Here is an 18,500-nt window from a genome sequence, read left to right as displayed (position 1 = left end):
GTCACCGGGGGTTCCGGCGGTGGCCTCGGCGCACAGCGGGTGCTCGGCGGTGAGGGTGATCACCGCCGACGCGCCGCGGTCAGCCGATCCGATGCGTGCCGTCGCGCAGATCGCCGACGAAGGCCTCGGCCAGGTCGGCCAGCGCGATGACGCCGACGAGGGTGCCCGCCTCGTCGATCACGCCGGCGAGGTGGGCGCTGGCGCGCCGCAGATGCGTCGCGGCCTCGTCGAGCGGGGTGCTGGCGGCGACCCGCGGAAGGGGACGGATCTTGTCCGAGCCCAGGATGCTCTCCGGTCCGAGATCCTCGTCCAGGATGTCCTCGAGGACGTCCTTGAGGTGCAGGTAGCCGATGTACGAGCCGTCCAGGCCGAGCACCGGGAACCGGGAGTAGCCGGTCTCGCGGACCGCGCGTTCCACTCCGCCCAGCCGCGGGCCGAGGCGGCCGGTGGCTGCGTCGACGGCCACGTTCACGGTGCGGACCTCGCGCAGCGGGATCATCACCTCGTCGACGGTGCGTTCCACCGTGTGCAGTGCCCGCGTCAGCCGCTCGTGCTCCTCGGCATCGAGCAGTCCGAGTTCGCGCGACTCGACGATCATCTCGGCCAGTTCGGTCTCGTTGACCGTGGAGGCGACCTCGTCCTTGGGATCCACGCCGAGCAGGCGCAGCAGACCGTTGGCCACCGTGTTGTAGAACCAGATGATCGGGCGGACCAGCCGGATGAACAGCAGCTGCACCGGGATCATCAGCATGGCAGCGCGTTCCGGGCCGGCCAGCGCGATGTTCTTCGGCACCATCTCGCCGAGCAGGATGTGCAACACCACCACCAGACTCAAGGCGATGACGAAAGCGATCGGATGCAGGAACGACGCGGGGACGTTCATCAGATCCAACGGCTTCTCGATCAGATGCGCGATGGCCGGCTCGCCGACGCGGCCCAGCAGAATCGAGCAGATCGTGATGCCCAGCTGGGAACCGGCGAGCATCAACGACAGCTGCTCGGAGGCCTTGATGACCGTGCGGGCCCGCTTCTTGCCGCTCTCCTCGAGGGCGACGAGTCGGTCGCGGCGCGCCGCGAGCAGTGCGAATTCCGCGCCGACGAAGAAGGCGTTCGCCGCCAGCAGTACGACGGTCAGGATCACGCCCCACCAGTCACCCATGGTCGACCTCCTGCGTCTGCGTGTCGGCGTCGTTCTCCGGCGCGGCCGGATGGATCGGAGTGAGCCAGACGGCGTCCACCCGGTGTCCGTCCATCGCGACGACGGTGGCCCGCCAGCCGGTCAGGTCGGCGGGATCGCGGTCGGGATCGATGCTGCGCGCGGGGAGGTCGACGATGTCGCCGACCTCGGGGATGGCGCCGAGCAGGAACATCACCTGGCCGCCCAGCGTTTCGTAGGCGCCGTCGGGTGCGCGGTAGCCGGTGGCCTCGGCCACCTCGTCGTTGCGCAGTAGGCCCGAGCAGCGGAAACCGTTGCCGACGCGGGTCACCTCGGACTCCTCGTCGTCGTGCTCGTCGGTCACGTTGCCGAGGATCTCCTCGATGAGGTCCTCGGAGGTGACGATGCCCGCGGTGCCGCCGTACTCGTCGACCACCAGGCAGATCTCCAGGCCGTCGGCCTTGATGCGGTCCATCAGCGCGTCGCCGTCGAGACTGCCCGGCACGCGCGTCATGGTGCGGGCCAGCGAGCGCAGCGAGGTGGTGGTCTGGGCGTGCGGCGGCACGGTGAACGACTGCTTGATGTGCACCACGCCGACCAGATTGTCCATGTCGCCGTCCTCGGCGAGCACGAACCGCGAGTGCCCGGTCTCCGAGGCGGCCGACACCAGATCGCGCACAGTGTCGCTGGGCGACAGGGCCCGCACGCGCACCCGCGGGGTCATCAGGTCTTCCGCGGTCAGGGCGCCGAAGCGCAGCGAGCGGTCCACCAGTCTGGCGGTGTCCGGATCCAGGGCCCCGCGCAGCGCCGAATTGCGCACCAGCGCACCGAGTTCGGCGGCCGAGCGGGCCGACCCCAGTTCATCGGTGGGTTCGATGCCGAAGCGTCGCACGATCGCGTTCGCGGTGCCGTTGAGGCCGACGATGACCGGTTTGAAGATCGTCGAGAAGGCCATCATCGCGCCGGAGGTGGCGCGGGCCACGCTCAGCGGGTGAGTGATGGCGAGGTTCTTGGGCATCAGTTCGCCGAGCACCATCGACAGCGAGGTCGCGATGATCAGCGCCAGGGCGAGGGTGATGCCGGCGATGGCGGCCTCACTGAACGGGAGACCGCCGAGCAGGGGGTTCATCAGCTGGGCGAGCACCGGTTCGGCGAGGTAACCGGTGATCAGCGTGGTGATGGTGATGCCCAGCTGGGCGCCGGACAGCTGGAACGACAGGGTGCGGTGCGCGCGTTCCACCGCTCGTGCGCGGCGATCGTTGCGGCGCACCACGTCGTCTTTGACGGTGGAGCGTTCGAGCGCGGTCAGCGAGAACTCGGACGCCACGAACAGGGCGGTGCCCAGTGTCAGCGCGAGGAAGCCGACGAGTTTGGCGATGATCAGGAATATCTCCACGAGGTCGGTCACCAGCCCCCGGGCAGCGGTCGGCCCTCGGCGAAGCCCGCGGCGGACTGCACCCCGAGCACCACCTTCTCGTGCAGTTCGGACAGGGTCCGTGCTCCGGTGTAAGTGGCGGTGCTGCGCACTCCGGCACAGATGTGGTCGATGAGATCCTCCACGCTGGGTCGTTCCGGATCGATCCGGATGCGGGACGAGGAGATGCCCTCCTCGAAGAGTGATTTGCGGGCGCGGTCGTAGGCGCTGTCGGCGGACGAGCGGGCGGCCACCGCACGCTTGGACGCCATGCCGAAGCTCACCTTGTATTCGCCGTCGGCGTCGGTGTGCAGGTCGCCGGGCGACTCGTAGGTGCCGGCGAACCAGGAGCCGACCATCACGTTGGCGGCGCCGGCGGCCACGGCGAGCGCGACATCGCGGGGATGCCGGATACCACCGTCGGCCCAGACCGCGGCGCCGAGCTGGCGCGCGGTGGCGGCGCATTCGGCGACGGCGGAGAACTGCGGGCGGCCCACGCCGGTCATCATCCGGGTGGTGCACATCGCGCCCGGGCCGACACCGACCTTCACGATCGAGGCGCCGGCGTCGATCAGATCGCGCGTGCCCTCCGCGGAGACCACGTTGCCTGCGGCGATCGGCACACCGAGATCGGCGTCGGCGACGGCGGCCAGCGCGGTCAGCATCTTCTCCTGATGGCCGTGCGCGGTGTCGACGACGAGGAGGTCGGTGCCCGCCGCCACCAGTGCCCGCGCCTTGCTCACCACGTCGCCGTTGATGCCGACGGCGGTCGCCACCCGCAGGCGCCCGTCGGCGTCGACGTTGGGGCGATAGATACCTGCGCGCAGCGCGCCGACGCGGGTCAGCACGCCGGTGAGGCGGCCGTCCGGGTCGGTCAGCACGGCCATTTCGACGTTGGCCTCGGTGAGGGCGTCGAACACCTGTCGTGGATCGGTGCTGTCGGGAAGCAGGACGGGGATCGGGTGCATGCTCTCGCGGAGCTGCCCGAACATGTCCAGTTCGCCGCCGGGCGGGGTCCGGGGGATCAGGCCCACCGGACGCCGGTCGTCGTCGACCACCACGAGGAGGCCGTGCGCGCGCTTGGGGATCAGGGCCTGCGCGTGGGCCATCAGGTCGTCGGGTCCCAGCGTCACCGGGGTGTCGGCGACCAGGTTCCGCGACTTCACGAAGGCGATGGTGTCGGCGGCCGCGGCCTCCGGGACGTCCTGGGGGAGCACCACCAGACCGCCGCGGCGGGCCACCGTCTCGGCCATGCGCTTGCCGGCGATCGCGGTCATGTTGGCCACCACCAGCGGAACGGTGGTGCCGGTGCCGTCGGTGGTGGCGAGGTCGACGTCGAACCGCGAGGCGACGTCGGACCGGTTCGGGACCACGAACAGATCGTCGTAGGTCAGGTCGTAGTCGGGACGATGCCCGGACAGGAAGCGCACTACTGGCCTTTCCGGCGGGGAGCGACGGTGACCCGCGCGGCACGGTGCTTCATCGGCCGCGCAGTCGATTGAGTTCGGTAAGCCAGGGCACGGCGACGGCCAGCGTCGGGACCACCAGCAGGGCGACGGCCAGCGCGTAGGCGGTGGCGGAGACGCGGCGGATATCGCGGGCGGCCGGCTGAAAGGTCAGTCGACGCAGCCGAGTGATCGTGGTGGGACCGCCGAGCGCCATGGCGCCGCGGGGCGCGGTGGCATCCGCGCAGGCCACCAGGGCGCGGCCCACGCTGGTGCAGTCGGTGGCGCGGACGGCCTGATCGTCGGCCAGGGCCTCGACCAGCAGGCGCACCGCGGTCAACGCCGACGCGGAGCGCACCCAGCGGGGGAAAGCCGCGTGCAGAGCGAGGAAGCCCTCCAGCACCAGGTCGTGGCGGGCGCGCAGGTGTGCGCGTTCGTGCTCGATCACGGCGGCGACCTCGTCGGCGGAGAGCCGTGCCAGGACCCCCTCGGACAGCACGACACGGGAGCGCAACCCGGGTAGGCAGTAGGCCATCGGGGCGGGTACATCCAGAATGCGCAGGTCGGTGTCGGCGCGGTGGCGCAACTCCGCGCGGTCGAGGAGATCGATCAGGGCGCGATGATGGCGGCGACGATGACGTGTGCGGACGCCGATGGTGGCGACGGTGACGATCAGTCGCAGCCCGATGACGACGGTGGCCGCCAGGACCAGTAGGGACATCGTCCAGGTGAACGCGCCGAGGTCGTCGAGCCACTCGTGGATCGGGCCGGTGACGATCGCGATACCGGTGCTGAAAGCGGAGAGGACGGCGGCGAGTGCGATCGCCTGCCACAGGGTCAAGGCCGCGCGCGGCGCATACAGCGGCCACTCGGCGCGGGCGAGGGCTTCCGGAATGGGACCGACGAGCGCCAAGGTCAAGATGCCGAACAGCAGCGCGGTCATCGTGGCTTCCTTGGTCGGTGAGCTGGAGGTCGTCGGTCGGGAGTCGTCGGTGGTGCAGTACTGACTACGGGAGCCAGGATACGGGGCGCCGCGCAGATCCGCTCAATGGACCGCGTCGGCGTCCAGATGGGCGGCTTCGAGCTCGTCGAGCGCCAGGCGCAGAGCGGCGGCTTCGTCGGCGCCGACCCGGCCGACGAAGGACACCAGTGCCGCGTGCCGCGAGTCGGGCGCATCGGCGCCGCGGAGGGCGTCGACCATCAGGCTGGCGACGAGGTCCTCGCGGGGGCTGGCGGCCGCATAGCGGTGCGCGCGATCGGTGCGGATCTGGGTCACCAGATCCTTTTTCGCCAGGCGCTGCAGCACGGTCATCACCGTGGTGTAGGCCAGCGATCGAGTCTTGGCCAGCTCAGCGTGCACCTGACGGACCGTCTGCGGTGTGGGCGAGGCCCACAGCGTGTCCATCACGGCGCGCTCAAGGTCACCGAGGCCGTTCATCTTTCTCATCTTACGCCCGCTCCAAACTTGTTCTTCGGTCGTATTCATCGGTGTAACGGTTGGCGGCCCCGGGAAGTTCCCGCGGGCCCCTTGACTCAAAAAGTAAGGTTAGCCTACAGTATCTTTCAGGGATCGCGAGAGTGTCCTGAGGGCTGCAGAGACCCCCGGTCCTGGAACGGGCGACGACCCCCGAAGCGTGCGAACGCTTCGGGGGTCGTCGTCGTTGTTCCGCCGGTGCGTGGCACCCTGGCAGACATGAGTAACCGTGAGAACGAACGCGATCTGGCCGCCGACCTGGCCGGCATGGTGCAGGGCCTGGACCGGGTCCTGGGCACTCGGCTGATCGAAGCCTCCGGCGAGGGCGTGCGCGCCACCCTGGAGATCACCGCCGATCACCATCAGCCGTTCGGCATCGTGCACGGCGGCGTTTACTGCGCGATCGCCGAGAGCGCCGCCAGCATCAGCGCCTTCTGCTGGCTGCAGGAGTCCGAGATCGGCGGCACCGCGGTCGGCGTGAACAACAACACCGACTTCCTGCGCTCGGTCTCCTCGGGGACCATCACCGTCACTACGGTGCCGGTGCATCGCGGTCGTCGTCAGCAGCTGTGGCAGATCGACATGGTCGACGCCGACGGCCGCATGCTCGCGCAGTCGCGCGTGCGTCTGCAGAACGTGGAACTGCCCGCCGGCTGACGCCGACGGGCAGTGCGCGGAGGCCGGGTCCGCGGGCTAGGCCGAATCGGCCGGCTTGGCCGGGGCGTCGGTGCCGGTGACGCGCTCGGTCTCCTTCGCGGCGGCGACGGCGGCGGGATCACCGTCGGCCTCCGCCTGCGCGAGCCGATGCTGTTCCAGCTTGGACAGCTCATGCAGGGCCGAACGCGCGTAGACCTGCTGCTCGGTGACCGCGAGCTGCGTGCGACCGCGCGTGCTGAAGGCGAAGAACCAGTTCACCAACGTGTTGAGGCGGCTGCGGTAGCCCACCAGGTAGACCAGGTGCAGCGCCAGCCAGCCCAGCCAGGCGAAGTAGCCCTCGGTCTCGAACTTGCGCTTGGTGCCCGGGATCGGTACCTGCATCACCGCGCTGAAGCGCGACACCGTCGCCATCGACCCCTTGTCGAAGTAGCTGAACGGCTTGCGGTCCTCGGGACGCTGCTGGTGCTTGAGCTCGGCGAGGATCGCGTCCGCGGCGTAGCGACCGCCCTGAATGGCACCCTGCGCCACACCGGGCACACCGTCGACGGCCATCATGTCGCCGACCACGAAGATGTTCGGGTGGCCGGGGACGGTCAGGTCCGGGCCCACCTTGACGCGGCCGGCGCGGTCGAGTTCCACCCCGGTCTTCTCGCGCAGGACCGCGCCGAGGCTGCTGGCCTGGACGCCGGCCGACCACACCTTGCACTGGCTCTCGATACGGCGCTCGGTGCCGTCCTTCTCGCGGACCACCAGGCCGTCGTAGTCGAGGTCGGTGACCATGGCGTTGAGCTGGATCTCCACACCGAGCTTCTCCAACCGCTTGGTGGCCTTCGCGCCCAGCTTGGGGCCGAACGGGGCCAGGACGGCGGGTGCGGCGTCGAGCAGGATCACCCGGGCCTGCGTGGGGTCGATGTTGCGGAAGGCGCCCTTGAGGGTCTTGTCGCTCATCTCGGCGATCTGCCCCGCCATCTCCACGCCGGTCGGACCGGCGCCGATCACCACGAAGGTCAGCAGCTTGTCCTGCTCGGCCTTGTCGTGCGACAGCTCGGCCTGCTCGAAGGCGCCGAGGATGCGTCCGCGCAGCTCTAGGGCGTGGTCGATGGTCTTCATACCGGGCGCGTACTCGGCGAAGTGGTCGTTGCCGAAGTACGACTGATCGGCGCCCGCCGCAATGATCAGGTCGTCGTAGTCGGTGGTGGTGATCCGCTCCAGCAGCTGCGAGCTGACCGTCTTGTTCTCGACGTCGATGTCGAAGACCTCGCCGAGCAGGACGCGGGTGTTGCGCTGCTTCTGCAGCACGACGCGGGTGGCCGGCGCGATCTCGCCCTCGGCGACGATGCCGGTCGCCAACTGATACAGCATCGGCTGGAACAGGTGCGAGGTGGTCTTGGCGATCAACGTGACGTCGACGTCGGCCTTCTTCAGACGCTGCGCCGCGAACAATCCACCGAATCCCGAACCGACGATGACGACCTGGCGTCGTCGACTCTGCGCGGGCGTGGAGGCGTTGGTCATCGGGGAGCTCCTGTCGGATACGGGATCGCGGGCGGTGGTCGACGGCGGTGCGCCGCAGTGCAGTATCCCACGGTAGCCTGCTCGACTCAGGCTGACTGCGGCCGCGCCGAACCCGGGTCGGAGTGTCGGCGCGCCGGGCGGACCCGCACCGTTCCGCGCCCGCGCGCGGCCGCCCACTGGTCGCGCAGAATCTCGTACTCGACCATCGCATCCGGATGTCCCAGCGCAGTGACATCGCTGTCGGCGGCCAGGCGCATCCCGAGGCGTTCCATCACGCGGCGCGAGGCGCCGTGCACCACGTGCGTGCCCGCGAAGATGCGCTGGGTGTCGGTGGTGGTGAACATCACCGACACCAGGGCGGCGGCGCCCTCGGACGCATAGCCGTGACCCCACATGGTGCGGGGCAGCCGGTAGCTCAGTTCGAGTTCGGCGGCGCTGCTGTGGCGCGGCGTGCGCAGCTGCACCCAGCCGGCGAATGCGCCGGTACCGGTGAACTGCAACCACATGCCGGTGCCGTGCGCGCGTTGCTGTTCCTGCGTGCGGGGAATGATCCACTCGGCGACGGTCTCCGGGCTGGTGGCCGGGCCGCCGCTGACGAACCGCATCACCTCCGGATCGGCGTCCAGGGCGACCAGCAGATCCCGGTCGGTCGGCTGCACGGGTCGGAGCCGGAGTCGGTCGGTGTTGAGCAGCACCCGATCGATGGTACCGCCCGCACCGCGACCCGGGCGCGTGCGTGGGCTAGCGTCGCTGAGGTGACGCAGACACAGCAGGACCCCGGGCCGTTCGTCGTCGAACTCGGCCTGCGATGGGGCGACATGGATTCCCTCGGGCACCTGAACAATGTGCAGTTCGCCCGACTCTTCGAGGAAGCGCGCGTGCGGGCGATGGACGCCTGGTCGGCCGACGTGCCGCCGTCGCCCGAGCGTACGGCCACCGGCATGGTGGTGGCGCACCAGGAGATCGAGTTCGCGGCGCCGCTCTACTACAGCGTCGAACCCGCGCGCTGCGAGGTGTGGGTGTCCCGGATCGGCGGGAAGTCGTTCGACTTCGCCTGTCGGCTCCTGGCCGCCGACGGGACGCTGGGTGCGATCAGCGAGACGACGCTCGCGGTGGTGGACCCCACCGCCGGTACGGCCCGGCCGATCCCCGAGCAGTTCCGGGCCGTGCTCGACGCGCACCTCGGCGAGCCCGCACCGTTCCGACGGCGTCGGGTGACGGCCGACGGTCCTGTCGGCGGCAGAGGCTAGTCTCACGACGAACGGCGCGAGCAGGCGAAGGAGAACGGGGGTGGGGCGATGCTGACGGTGCACCGCGCCGAGCGCGCCGACGTGCTGGCCGACGTCCTGGCCGACCGGCTGAGCACGCCGCTGACCGATCCGATGCGGGCCGAAGTGATCACCGTGCCCGCCCGCGGCGTGGAACGGTGGCTGCAGCAGCGGCTGGCGAGGCGGCTGGGCAGCGGCGGCCACGGCGACGGCATCGCCGCCAACATCGACTTCCCCTCGCCCGACGAGTTGCTGCGCCAGGTGGTGGCGGCGACCGCCGACGACGCGGACGCCGCCGAGGCCTGGTACACCCACCGGCTCACCTGGCCGGTCCTGCAGGTGCTCGACGAGAACCTGGCCGATCCGCGACTCTTCGTGCTGCGCAACCACCTCGGACAGGCGCCGGGCGAGGGTCGACGCCTCGCCGCGGCGGCCACCATCGCCCGGCTGTTCGCCGGGTACGGCTGGCAGCGTCCGGGCATGCTCGCGGCGTGGGCGGCCGGCGGCCCCTCGGACGGCACCGGGGGCGAGCTGCCCGAGCCGCTGCGGTGGCAGCCGTGGTTCTGGCGCGAGGTGCGCGCCCGGATCGGGCAGCCGCATCTGGCCGAACAGCTCGACGACGTGGTGCAGCGCCTGCGCGTCGACCCGGATCTGGTGGAGTTGCCGTCCCGGCTGGCGTTCTTCGGACCCACGCGCATTCCGGAGGCGTTGCGCGCGGTGTTAGCAGCGCTGGCCACCGAACGGGAGGTGTCCCTGTTCCTCCCGCATCCGTCGCCCGCGCTGTGGGATCGGATCGCCGCCGCTCCGGCGCCGGTACCCCGACCCCGCGGCGCCGGAACTCCGGTGACGCCCGCGCATCCGCTGCTCGCGGCGCTGTCCCGGGATGTCCGGGAACTGCAGGAGGTGGTCACCACGCTCGCCGCAGCGTCGAGCTACCACGCCGACCCCCGCCGGCCCGAGCTCGCCGACGCGCCGGCGACGCTGCTGGCCGCGGTCCAAGACGGGCTGCGGCGGGACGCGTTGGCGCCGCGACCGGGTCTGTCGGCCGACGACTCCCTCGAAGTGCACGCCTGCCACGGGCCCGAGCGCCAGGTGGAGGTGCTGCGCGATCGTCTGTTGGCGTTGCTGGACGCGCACCCCGGACTGCAGCCGCGGGACGTCCTCATCATGTGCCCCGACGTGGAGGCCTTCGCCCCGCTGATCCAGGGCGCCTTCGGGCAGTCCGGGCGCGAGCACCCGGGCTTCTCGCTGCGGGTGCGACTGGCCGACCGCGGTCTGGCCGAGACCAACGAGGTGCTGGAGGTGCTCAGCGCGATCCTCGACCTGGCCGCCGGACGGGTGCGCTCGGGCGACCTGCTCGATCTGCTCGGACAGCCGGCCCTGGCCCGTCGTTTCGCGTTCACCGACGACGACCTCGAACTGCTCGCCGGATGGGTGGAACGGGCAGGCATCCGCTGGGGCATCGACAATACGCAGCGGAGCCGCTTCGACATGCGGGGCTTTCCGCAGGGCACCGCGTCGACGGGTCGGGACCGCGTGCTGCTCGGCGTGCTGGCCGAGGAGTCGGAGAACGAATGGCTCGGCGTCGGGCTGCCGCTGGAGGGCATCGAGTCCACCAAGGTGGATCTGGCCGGCCGGTTCGCCGAGTTCCTCGACCGACTCAGCCGACTGCTCACCGAGATGGATGCGCGGCATCCCGCTGAGGTCTGGGCGCATCTGCTGATCGGGGCGATCGACGACCTCGCCGAAGCCGACCGCGAGGCCCAGTGGCAGCGGGCCCAGGCGATCGGCATCCTCACCGAGTCGCTCGGCGCCGCGCAGGCGCAGCAGATCGACCTGAGCTTGGCCGACCTGCGCGACCTGATGGGCGACCTGCTGTCGGCGCGGCCCACTCGGTCCAACTTCTGCACCGGCGAGCTGACGGTGTGCACGCTCACGCCGATGCGGTCGGTGCCGCACCGCGCGGTGATCCTGCTGGGCATGGACACCGGATCGTTCCCGCGGAACACCGCGGTGGACGGCGACGACATCCTGGGGCTGGTCCCGCTGGTGGGCGAGCGCAGCGCGCGCGACGAGGACCGCCAGGTCTTCCTCGACGCGGTGACCGCGGCACAGGAGCACCTGCTGGTCTTCTACACCGGGTGCGATCCGGTCACCGGTGCGTCGGTGCCGCCGCCGGTGGTGGTCAGCGAACTGATCGAGACCGCCGAGGCGGTCCTGGATCGCGACAGCGGTGGGTCGGGCATCGAACGACGTCACACCCTGCACGCCTTCGACGCGCGCAATTTCGTGTCCGCGCCGCAGCGGGCACCGTTCAGCTACGACCGCAAACTGCTGGCCGGGGCGCGGGCGCTCAGCGCACTCACCGCGTCGGGGGAGCCCGGCCACCCCCCGGTGCGCCTGCGCGAGGCGGTGCTGGCGCCGGTGGACGCCGCCGCCGACATCGACCTGGCCGACCTGCTGGCCTTCTTCAAGGCGCCCACCACGCGGTTTGTCCGTGAACGCATGGGCGCCTTCCTGCCCGAGCACGACGAGAGCCATCCGGACCAACTCGACGTGGCGCTCGACGGCCTTGCGGCCTGGAAGATCGGCGACCGCTTCCTCCGCGGCGTGCTGGCCGGCGACTCGCTGCCCGCGCTCAGCGGCGCCGAACTGCGCCGCGGCTCCCTGCCGCCGTTCGAACTGGGGCGGCTGGCATTGAACCCGATCGAGGCGAAGGCCCAGGCCATCGGGCAGCTCGCGCTCAGTCACCGCGTCGACGAGCACGGCGACACCGTCGACGTGCTGTACCCGCTGCCCGACGGTCGTCGTCTCTACGGCACGGTCGGCGACGTCTTCGGCGACCAGCTGGTCGAAGTGAACTACTCGAGCCTCAAGGCCGATCACCGGCTGGCGGCGTGGATCCGACTGCTGGCGATCGCGGTCGGCAGCGGCCGCCGCGTCCGCGAAGCAGTGGTGGTCGGCGCCGGGCGCGGCACGCACGCCGAGATGCGCCGGCTGTCGTTGCCGGAGGATCCGGCGGCGCTGCTGACGGCGCTCATCGCGATCCGCGACGCCGGACTGCGCGCCCCGCTCTGGCTGCCGCCGACGGCGGCCGAAGCGGCCGCCCGCGGGTACGGGTCGGGCCGCCCGACCAATGCGCTCCGTAGCCTCCACGGTCTGCGGCCCTGGGAGTTCGAGAACGACTACAACGGCTACGTCCTGTACGACGATCCGACCCGGACCCCGACGGCCGACGAGCTGATCGCGTTGGCGGCGGCGGCGCCGTTCCGGGACCTGGCGACGGTGCTGCCCGAGGTGGCCCCCGCCGACGACGACGAGTCCGGTGCCAAGACCAATCTGGTGCGGATGGCCGTCGCGGTCTTCGGCCCGGTGCTGGGCAAGGAGGCGCGGCGATGACCCCCGACTGCGACACCCCCGACTGCGACACCCCCGACTGCGACACCCCCGACTGCGACACCACCGACTTCGACGCGTGCGCTCCGTTGCCAGCCGGCACCATGATCCTGGAGGCCAGCGCCGGAACAGGGAAGACGCACGCCATCGTCTCGCTCGCGGTGCGGTACCTGGCCGAGGGCGTGGCCGTCGACCAGCTGCTGATGGCGACGTTCTCCAACGCCGCCTCCAACGAGCTGCGCGACCGCACCCGCACCCGCATCGGGCAGGCGTTGGCGGCGCTGGCCGACCCGGTCGCGTACCTCGCCGCCGACCGGCCCGACGAAGTGCTGGCGCTGCTGTGCACCGGGCCCGACGAGCAGGTCCGGCTGCGGCGGCAGCGGCTGCGCGCGGCGATGAGCGACTTCGACGCGGCCACCGTGGCCACCACCCACACCTTCTGCAACCGCATGCTGGCCACCCTCGGCTTCCTCGGCGAACGGGCGCAGCAGTTCCCGATCGTGGAGAACGTGCAGGACCTCGTCGACGAGCTGGCCCGCGACCTGTATCTGGCGCAGTTCGCCGGGAAGCCGAGCGCGGCGCCGGCCTGGGCGGCGGTCGCCGACATCGCCCGGAGCGCCGTGGAACAGTCGGCCACCGCGCTGTCCCCGGACCCGGACAGCGACGAGACCACCGCGCTGCGCGTGGACCTGGCGCGCACCACCCGCACCGAGATCGAAGCCCGCAAACGCCTCGCCCGGATCCGGACCTACGACGACCTGCAGGACGTTCTGTTCCGGATCCTGCAGCACCCCGAGGTCGGGGCGCTGGCCGTCGCCCGCATCCGGCAGCAGTTCTCCGTGGTGCTCATCGACGAGTTCCAGGACACCGACCCGCAGCAGTGGGCGATCGTGCGGCAGTGCTTCCACGACGCCCCGGACATCCCGCTGATCCTGGTCGGCGACCCCAAGCAGTCGATCTACGCGTTCCGGGGCGCGGAGGTGCGCAGCTACCTGGACGCCGTCGGTCAGGCCGGGCTACGGCGCCGCCTGAGCGTCAACTGGCGCTCGGATCAGCCGCTGGTGCAGGCGCTGGAACGTGTCTTCGAGGGGACGGCGTTCGGGCACCCGCAGATCACCTTCGCGCCGGTGCGGGCGCGCCGCGAACGGTCCCGGCTCGGGCGCGCGGCCGACCCCACGGCCGGAGGCACGGTCGACCCGGTCGCCGAGTTCGAAGGGCGGGACTACACCGCGCCGTTGCGCATGCGGATGCTGCTCACCCAGCAGTTCGGCGGTGAGGGACTGCCCACCGTCGGCAAGGTCCGCGACGCGGTCACCGAGGACGTCGCCGACGACATCGTGGCCCTGCTCGAGTCCGGGACCACCATCGCGGTGGGCGACCCCGCGGTGCCGCGGCCGGTGGAGCCCGGCGACATCGCGATCCTGGTGAACTTCAACAAGCGCGTGGAGCCGCTGCAGGAGGCGCTGCACAAACGCGGCATCTCGTCGGTGGTGCGGTCGGGGACGTCGATCTTCAAGACGCCCGCGGCGCGGCACTGGTGGTATGTGCTCGCCGCGATCGAGCAACCCTCGCGGACGGCGCGCGTGCGGCTGGCGGCGCTGACCCCGTTGATCGGGCAGACCGCCGCCGACGTGGACACCGGCGGCGACGACGGTATCGGCGCACTGGCGTCGAGCCTGGCCGAGCTGGGGCGGATCTTCGCCGAGAGCGGCTTCGCGTCGATGTCGGCACGCCTGTTCGACACCTTCGGCACCGAGGGACGGCTGCTGGCCGGGGAGGGCGGCGAGCGGACGCTGACCGATCTGCGGCAGCTCGCGGACCTCTGCAATCGGCAGGTGGCCGGCAGCAGCGGCGGCCTGGCGTCCCTGGTCGCCTGGTTGGCTGAGCAGATCGCCGACCCGTCGAACCTGCGGCACGGCGGCGCGCAGACGCGCCGGTTGGACCGAGACACCCGGGCGGTGCAGATCATGACGGTGCACGCCAGCAAGGGGCTCGAGTTCCCGATCGTCTACGTGCCGTTCGGCTGGGACGGGGCCCGCGTGCCCGACCTGGAGACCTTCATTTACCACGACGCGCAGGGCCGGCGGCGGCTCGACGTCGGCGGGACCGCCGCGGCGGGCTATCGCGAGCGCGAGCACGGCGCGATCGTCGAGGCGGCCGGGGAGGCGCTGCGCCTGCTGTACGTCGCCATGACCCGGGCGTCCTCGCAGGTGGTGGCCTGGTGGGGGCCGTCGATGCCGACCAAGCAGGGGGCGCTGCACCGGCTGCTGTTCACCGCCCAGGCGCGCCGCAGCGCATTGCAGTCGGGCCAGGCGAGCACGTTGATCCCGGTGTCGGTGGAGATTCCGCCGACCGACCGCGAGATGTACACCGATCTGTTGGCGGTGCGGGAAGGCACCCCGGAACTGATCGCCGTGGAACCGGCCGGGCGCCTGCCGCGCGGCAGACGCTGGCATCCGGCGATCGACGGCGGCGCCCGCCCCGAACTGACCGTCGCGTCGTTCACCGCCCCCGTCGATCTGCGGTGGCGGCGGACGTCGTATTCGGGCATCGTCCGAGACGCCCACGCCGCCGCCCACGCGGCGCTGCCACCGGCGCCGGTGAACGAACCCGAACAGGCGCTGCTCGACGACGAACCCGACCTCGGCGAGCAGCAGCCCGCCGCCGCGGCGACCGCGGGGATGCCGTCGCTGATGAACGGCCTGCCGTTCGGCGCGGGCTTCGGCACGCTGGTGCACGAAGTGCTCGAGCACGTCGACACCTCGGCCGCCGACCTGGCGGCACACGTGCGGCTGCGCACCGCCGAGGGCGCGCTGCTGCGCGGCGTGGACCTGGACGTCGACCAGTTGGCGCGGGCCCTCTACGCCGTGCTGACCACGCCGCTGGGTTTCGGCGCCGGGGGTTTCGGCGACGGGGGCGCGGGGGACCTGGCGAGCATCGCACCGCGCGACCGGCTGGCCGAGCTCGACTTCGAATTGCCCTTGGCCGCACCGGGTTTCACCCTCGCCCAGATCGGGGAGCTGTTGGCGCAGCACCTGCCCGACGACGATCCGCTGCGCCCCTACGCCGAGATCGTCCCGACGGTGTCCGGCGAGCGCTTCCGCGGTTTCCTCACCGGCAGCATCGACTCGGTGCTGCGTCTGCGTGACGGGCGCTTCGTGGTGGTCGACTACAAGACCAACCGACTGCGGCGGGGTGAGTTGATGGTGGAGGACTTCGACACCGCGGCGATGGCCGCGGAGATGATGGCCGCCCACTATCCGCTGCAGGCGCTCCTGTATTCGGTGGCGCTGCACCGCTATCTGCGATGGCGGCTCCCGGACTATGCGCCGGGCACGCACCTCGGTCCGATCCAGTACCAGTTCGTGCGCGGCATGGCCGGTCCGGATACGCCGCGCGGCTGCGGCGTCTTCGAGTGGCGGCTGCCGCCGGCCCTGGTGGCGGACCTGTCGGACCTGCTGGCCGGCGTCGCCGGAAGGAACGAGGGGGAGCGGCGATGAACGCGCAGCTGGTCAGCGGCGAGCACGGCGTGCTCGCGGTGTTCAACGAGACCGGGGTGTTCGCCGCGGCCGATGTGCACGTGGCGCGCCGGGTGGCCGCGCTCAGCGGCGCCGACATCGGCGATCACGAACTGCTGGCGGTGGCGCTGGCGGTGCGCGCCGTCCGGACCGGGTCGACGTGCGTGAAGCTCGACGAGATCGGCCAGATCGCGCCGGAGACGCCCGAGTCCGACGACGACGCCACTCCGGTGGAGCTGCCGTGGCCCGACCCGGCCGAGCTGGTCGCGGCCCTCACGACGTCGCCGCTGGTGACCGGCTGCCCGTCCGGGCCGCTGCGGCCGCTGGCGCTGGTGACCTCCGATGACGGACCGCTGCTGTACCTGCGCAAATACTTCCGCCAGGAGCAGACCATCCGCGAGATCCTGGCGCAGCGCCGCGCGCAGCGACCGACGGTCGATGCCGCGGCGCTCGCCGCCGCCCTGGCCGCCGTCTTCGGGGACGAGCAGCCCGGTGGCTACGACCGGCAGCGCGCGGCGGCCGCGCTGGCGGCCACGTCGTGGACCACGGTCCTGGCCGGCGGCCCCGGCACCGGCAAGACGTACACGGTGGCCCGCATTCTGGCGGTGATGGAGGAACTGCTCGGGCAGGACGTGCGGATCGGTCTGTGCGCGCCCACCGGTCGGGCCGCGGCGCAGATGCAGGCGTCGATCAACGACCACCGCACCAGCCTGCGGGCGCTGCACACCGAACCGGCGGCCACCACCGTGCACAAGTTGCTGGGTTGGCGCCCGGACGGTTCGTATCGGCGCGGCGCCGACGATCGCCTGCCCTACGACGTGGTGGTCGTCGACGAGACGTCGATGCTGCCGGTGTCGATGATGAGCAGCCTGCTGGAGTCGTTGCGTCCGCACGCCCGGCTGATCCTGGTGGGGGATCCGCACCAGTTGTCGTCGGTCGACGCCGGGGCGGTGCTCGCCGACCTCGTCGAGCGCCGCGACCGCGCGGACACGCCGCTGCCGGAGGCCTTCGCGGCCGTCGCCGCGCCGCCGCCGGGGGAGTTCGACGAGGCCGAGCGGCTGGCGCTCGCCGACGGCGTGATCACGCTGACCCGCGGTCACCGCTACGGCGGGCAGATCTCCGAGGTGGCCGCGGCGATCAAGGCGGCCGCCGGTACCGAGGTGGACGCCGTGGTGGACCTCATCTGCGGGGAGGGTGCGGACCGGTTCGCCGACGATGACCAGGGGCGCGTGATCCTCGTCGACCCCGACGACCTCGAACCGGTGCGACGCACGGTGATCGACTGGGCACGACGACTACGGGACACCGCGACCGCAGGCGATGCGCGCGGCGCCTTGGCCGCGCTGATGGCGCACCGGGTGCTGTGCGCCCACCGCGACGGGCGGCACGGCGTCAGCGGGTGGTCGCGCACCATCCTCGGCTGGATCAACGATGACGCCGACGCGCGCACGGGCGCGGCGCAGTGGTATCCGGGCGAGCCGATCCTGGTGAACCGCAACGATCCGACGCACCGCATCTTCAACGGCGACTCCGGGGTGGTGATCGCCGACGGCGACGAAACCAGTGTGGTCTTCGCGCGGGGCAAGGACATTCAGCCGCTGCGTCCCAGCCAGATCGCCGACTCGTCACCGGTCTACGCGATGACCATCCACCGCAGCCAGGGCAGTCAGTTCGAGGCGGTCACCGTGGTGCTGCCGGACGCCGACGCGCACTTGCTCACCAAGGAACTGCTCTACACCGCGGTCACCCGAGCGCAACAGCACGTGTTCATCGTCGGCACCGAAGCGGAACTGCGGGCCGCGTTGAGTCGGTCGGTGCAACGCGCCAGCGGACTCGGTTCGGCGGTCCGCGAGATCAGCTGATGTCGCACCCGCCGGGGACCAGGTCCCGCCGGCGGTACGACTCGCAGGTCAGGAACAGGCGCTGCGGTTCTCGGGGCAGCGCCGCGAACTCCTTCATGGAGGCGCTGCGCGACATCTCGCTGACGTGCGAGTAGATCGCCCGGAGTTTGGCGCCGAGCCGGTCGCAGACGTCGAGATCCAGGTCGACGCGATCGTCGGGGGTGCCGGTCATCGGAATGTGCGACGAGGTGGTCAGATGGCCGCGCATGATCGTCACCTTCGACTGCGGGATGGTGGCGAAGTACAGCGACGACGTCTGCCACGGCAGCCCCAGCTCGGGCTCGTACAGCGGCAGCGCGGCGGCATCGGCGGCCAGCACCGCGAGGCGATGCGCGTGGATGTGATCGGGGTGCCCGTAGATGCCGTACGCGTTGTACGTGATGATCACCTCCGGCCGGAGCCGACGGATGTGGCCCACCATCAGTCGGACCTGTTCCTCGAGGTTGACGTCGATCAACCGCGGAGCGCCTGGTGCCGACTCGGGCACGAAGCTGTCCGCGTAACCGAGCATGATCGGCGGCCGCGCCATGCCGAGCGCGGCGGTGGCGTCGAGCAGTTCGCGGTGGCGGTGGGTGCCCTCGGCCCAGGTGCACACGATGAGGTCCACCTCGGCGCCGCGAGCGGTCAGTTCGGCGATGGTGCCGCCGGTCCACAGCGACTCGTCGTCGGGATGCGCGTGGACGAACAGGGCGTTCGGAGAGGCAGACACAGCCTCGACACTACGTGCACGGCCGCCGGTAAGCTGTTCTCGCGCGA

13 protein-coding genes are annotated in these 18,500 nt (G+C 71.2%); 5 read left to right on the top strand and 8 right to left on the bottom strand.

Features of this window, described 5'->3' with window-relative positions:
• Positions 1 to 79: 79 nt before the first annotated feature.
• The 5 genes from ABD989_RS10190 to ABD989_RS10170 form a co-directional block, all read right to left on the bottom strand.
• Positions 80 to 1,159: a hemolysin family protein gene (locus ABD989_RS10190; protein ID WP_345313408.1), complete on the bottom strand. Its 1,080-nt coding sequence runs from the start codon at positions 1,157 to 1,159 to the stop codon at positions 80 to 82.
• Positions 1,152 to 2,552, bottom strand: a complete 1,401-nt coding sequence (locus ABD989_RS10185) for a hemolysin family protein (protein ID WP_345313467.1) — start codon at positions 2,550 to 2,552, stop codon at positions 1,152 to 1,154. The genes ABD989_RS10190 and ABD989_RS10185 overlap by 8 nt, the downstream gene beginning before the upstream one ends.
• 8 nt (positions 2,553 to 2,560) lie before the next feature.
• Positions 2,561 to 4,000: a GMP reductase gene (gene guaB1 / locus ABD989_RS10180; protein WP_345313407.1), complete on the bottom strand. Its 1,440-nt coding sequence runs from the start codon at positions 3,998 to 4,000 to the stop codon at positions 2,561 to 2,563.
• 49 nt (positions 4,001 to 4,049) lie between these two features.
• Positions 4,050 to 4,958, bottom strand: coding sequence for a M56 family metallopeptidase (locus tag ABD989_RS10175; RefSeq protein WP_345313406.1), 909 nt, complete (start codon positions 4,956 to 4,958; stop codon positions 4,050 to 4,052).
• A 102-nt stretch (positions 4,959 to 5,060) separates the two neighbouring features.
• Positions 5,061 to 5,462 carry a BlaI/MecI/CopY family transcriptional regulator gene (locus tag ABD989_RS10170; RefSeq protein WP_345313405.1) on the bottom strand — a complete coding sequence of 134 codons (402 nt, stop codon included), beginning with the start codon at positions 5,460 to 5,462 and terminating at the stop codon, positions 5,061 to 5,063.
• Between the two features lie 246 nt (positions 5,463 to 5,708).
• On the opposite strand from ABD989_RS10170, the gene ABD989_RS10165 reads away from it, so the two are divergent.
• A complete protein-coding gene (locus ABD989_RS10165) occupies positions 5,709 to 6,146 on the top strand; it encodes a PaaI family thioesterase (RefSeq protein WP_345313404.1) in 438 nt (145 codons plus the stop codon).
• 36 nt (positions 6,147 to 6,182) lie between these two features.
• Here the strand turns inward: ABD989_RS10165 and ABD989_RS10160 are convergent, their stop codons facing one another.
• Positions 6,183 to 7,661: an NAD(P)/FAD-dependent oxidoreductase gene (locus ABD989_RS10160; RefSeq protein ID WP_345313403.1), complete on the bottom strand. Its 1,479-nt coding sequence runs from the start codon at positions 7,659 to 7,661 to the stop codon at positions 6,183 to 6,185.
• Between the two features lie 86 nt (positions 7,662 to 7,747).
• Positions 7,748 to 8,356: a GNAT family N-acetyltransferase gene (locus ABD989_RS10155; protein ID WP_345313402.1), complete on the bottom strand. Its 609-nt coding sequence runs from the start codon at positions 8,354 to 8,356 to the stop codon at positions 7,748 to 7,750.
• A gap of 60 nt (positions 8,357 to 8,416) precedes the next feature.
• Between ABD989_RS10155 and ABD989_RS10150 the strand changes: the two genes are divergently transcribed.
• From ABD989_RS10150 to recD, 4 genes are read left to right on the top strand one after another with little or no spacing between them, the layout of a single operon-like run.
• Positions 8,417 to 8,911, top strand: coding sequence for an acyl-CoA thioesterase (locus ABD989_RS10150; protein WP_345313401.1), 495 nt, complete (start codon positions 8,417 to 8,419; stop codon positions 8,909 to 8,911).
• Between the two features lie 48 nt (positions 8,912 to 8,959).
• Positions 8,960 to 12,328, top strand: coding sequence for an exodeoxyribonuclease V subunit gamma (recC, locus tag ABD989_RS10145; protein ID WP_345313400.1), 3,369 nt, complete (start codon positions 8,960 to 8,962; stop codon positions 12,326 to 12,328).
• Positions 12,325 to 15,825 (top strand): UvrD-helicase domain-containing protein, encoded by a 3,501-nt coding sequence (locus ABD989_RS10140; RefSeq protein ID WP_345313399.1) that lies wholly within the window; start codon positions 12,325 to 12,327, stop codon positions 15,823 to 15,825. The genes recC and ABD989_RS10140 overlap by 4 nt, the downstream gene beginning before the upstream one ends.
• Complete coding sequence (gene recD, locus ABD989_RS10135; RefSeq protein WP_345313398.1) at positions 15,822 to 17,705, top strand: exodeoxyribonuclease V subunit alpha; 1,884 nt, start codon at positions 15,822 to 15,824, stop codon at positions 17,703 to 17,705. Before ABD989_RS10140 ends, recD begins: the two co-directional genes overlap by 4 nt.
• Here recD and ABD989_RS10130 read toward each other — a convergent pair.
• Positions 17,698 to 18,453: a PIG-L family deacetylase gene (locus ABD989_RS10130; RefSeq protein ID WP_345313397.1), complete on the bottom strand. Its 756-nt coding sequence runs from the start codon at positions 18,451 to 18,453 to the stop codon at positions 17,698 to 17,700. The genes recD and ABD989_RS10130 overlap by 8 nt on opposite strands.
• Positions 18,454 to 18,500 lie beyond the last annotated feature (47 nt).

This window comes from Gordonia alkaliphila (assembly GCF_039542465.1).
GTDB lineage: Bacteria > Actinomycetota > Actinomycetes > Mycobacteriales > Mycobacteriaceae > Gordonia > Gordonia alkaliphila.
Note: the sequence above shows the minus strand (reverse complement) of the source record. Positions and strands in the feature narration are given on the sequence as shown.

Excerpts from the sequence above, each read along its gene's own strand:
- recC (WP_345313400.1), top strand. The coding sequence starts at position 8,960 with ATGCTGACGGTGCACCGCGCCGAGCGCGCCGACGTGCTGGCCGACGTC.
- ABD989_RS10140 (WP_345313399.1), top strand. The coding sequence starts at position 12,325 with ATGACCCCCGACTGCGACACCCCCGACTGCGACACCCCCGACTGCGAC.
- ABD989_RS10165 (WP_345313404.1), top strand. The coding sequence starts at position 5,709 with ATGAGTAACCGTGAGAACGAACGCGATCTGGCCGCCGACCTGGCCGGC.
- ABD989_RS10175 (WP_345313406.1), bottom strand. The coding sequence starts at position 4,958 with ATGACCGCGCTGCTGTTCGGCATCTTGACCTTGGCGCTCGTCGGTCCC.
- ABD989_RS10170 (WP_345313405.1), bottom strand. The coding sequence starts at position 5,462 with ATGAGAAAGATGAACGGCCTCGGTGACCTTGAGCGCGCCGTGATGGAC.
- recD (WP_345313398.1), top strand. The coding sequence starts at position 15,822 with ATGAACGCGCAGCTGGTCAGCGGCGAGCACGGCGTGCTCGCGGTGTTC.
- ABD989_RS10190 (WP_345313408.1), bottom strand. The coding sequence starts at position 1,159 with ATGGGTGACTGGTGGGGCGTGATCCTGACCGTCGTACTGCTGGCGGCG.
- ABD989_RS10160 (WP_345313403.1), bottom strand. The coding sequence starts at position 7,661 with ATGACCAACGCCTCCACGCCCGCGCAGAGTCGACGACGCCAGGTCGTC.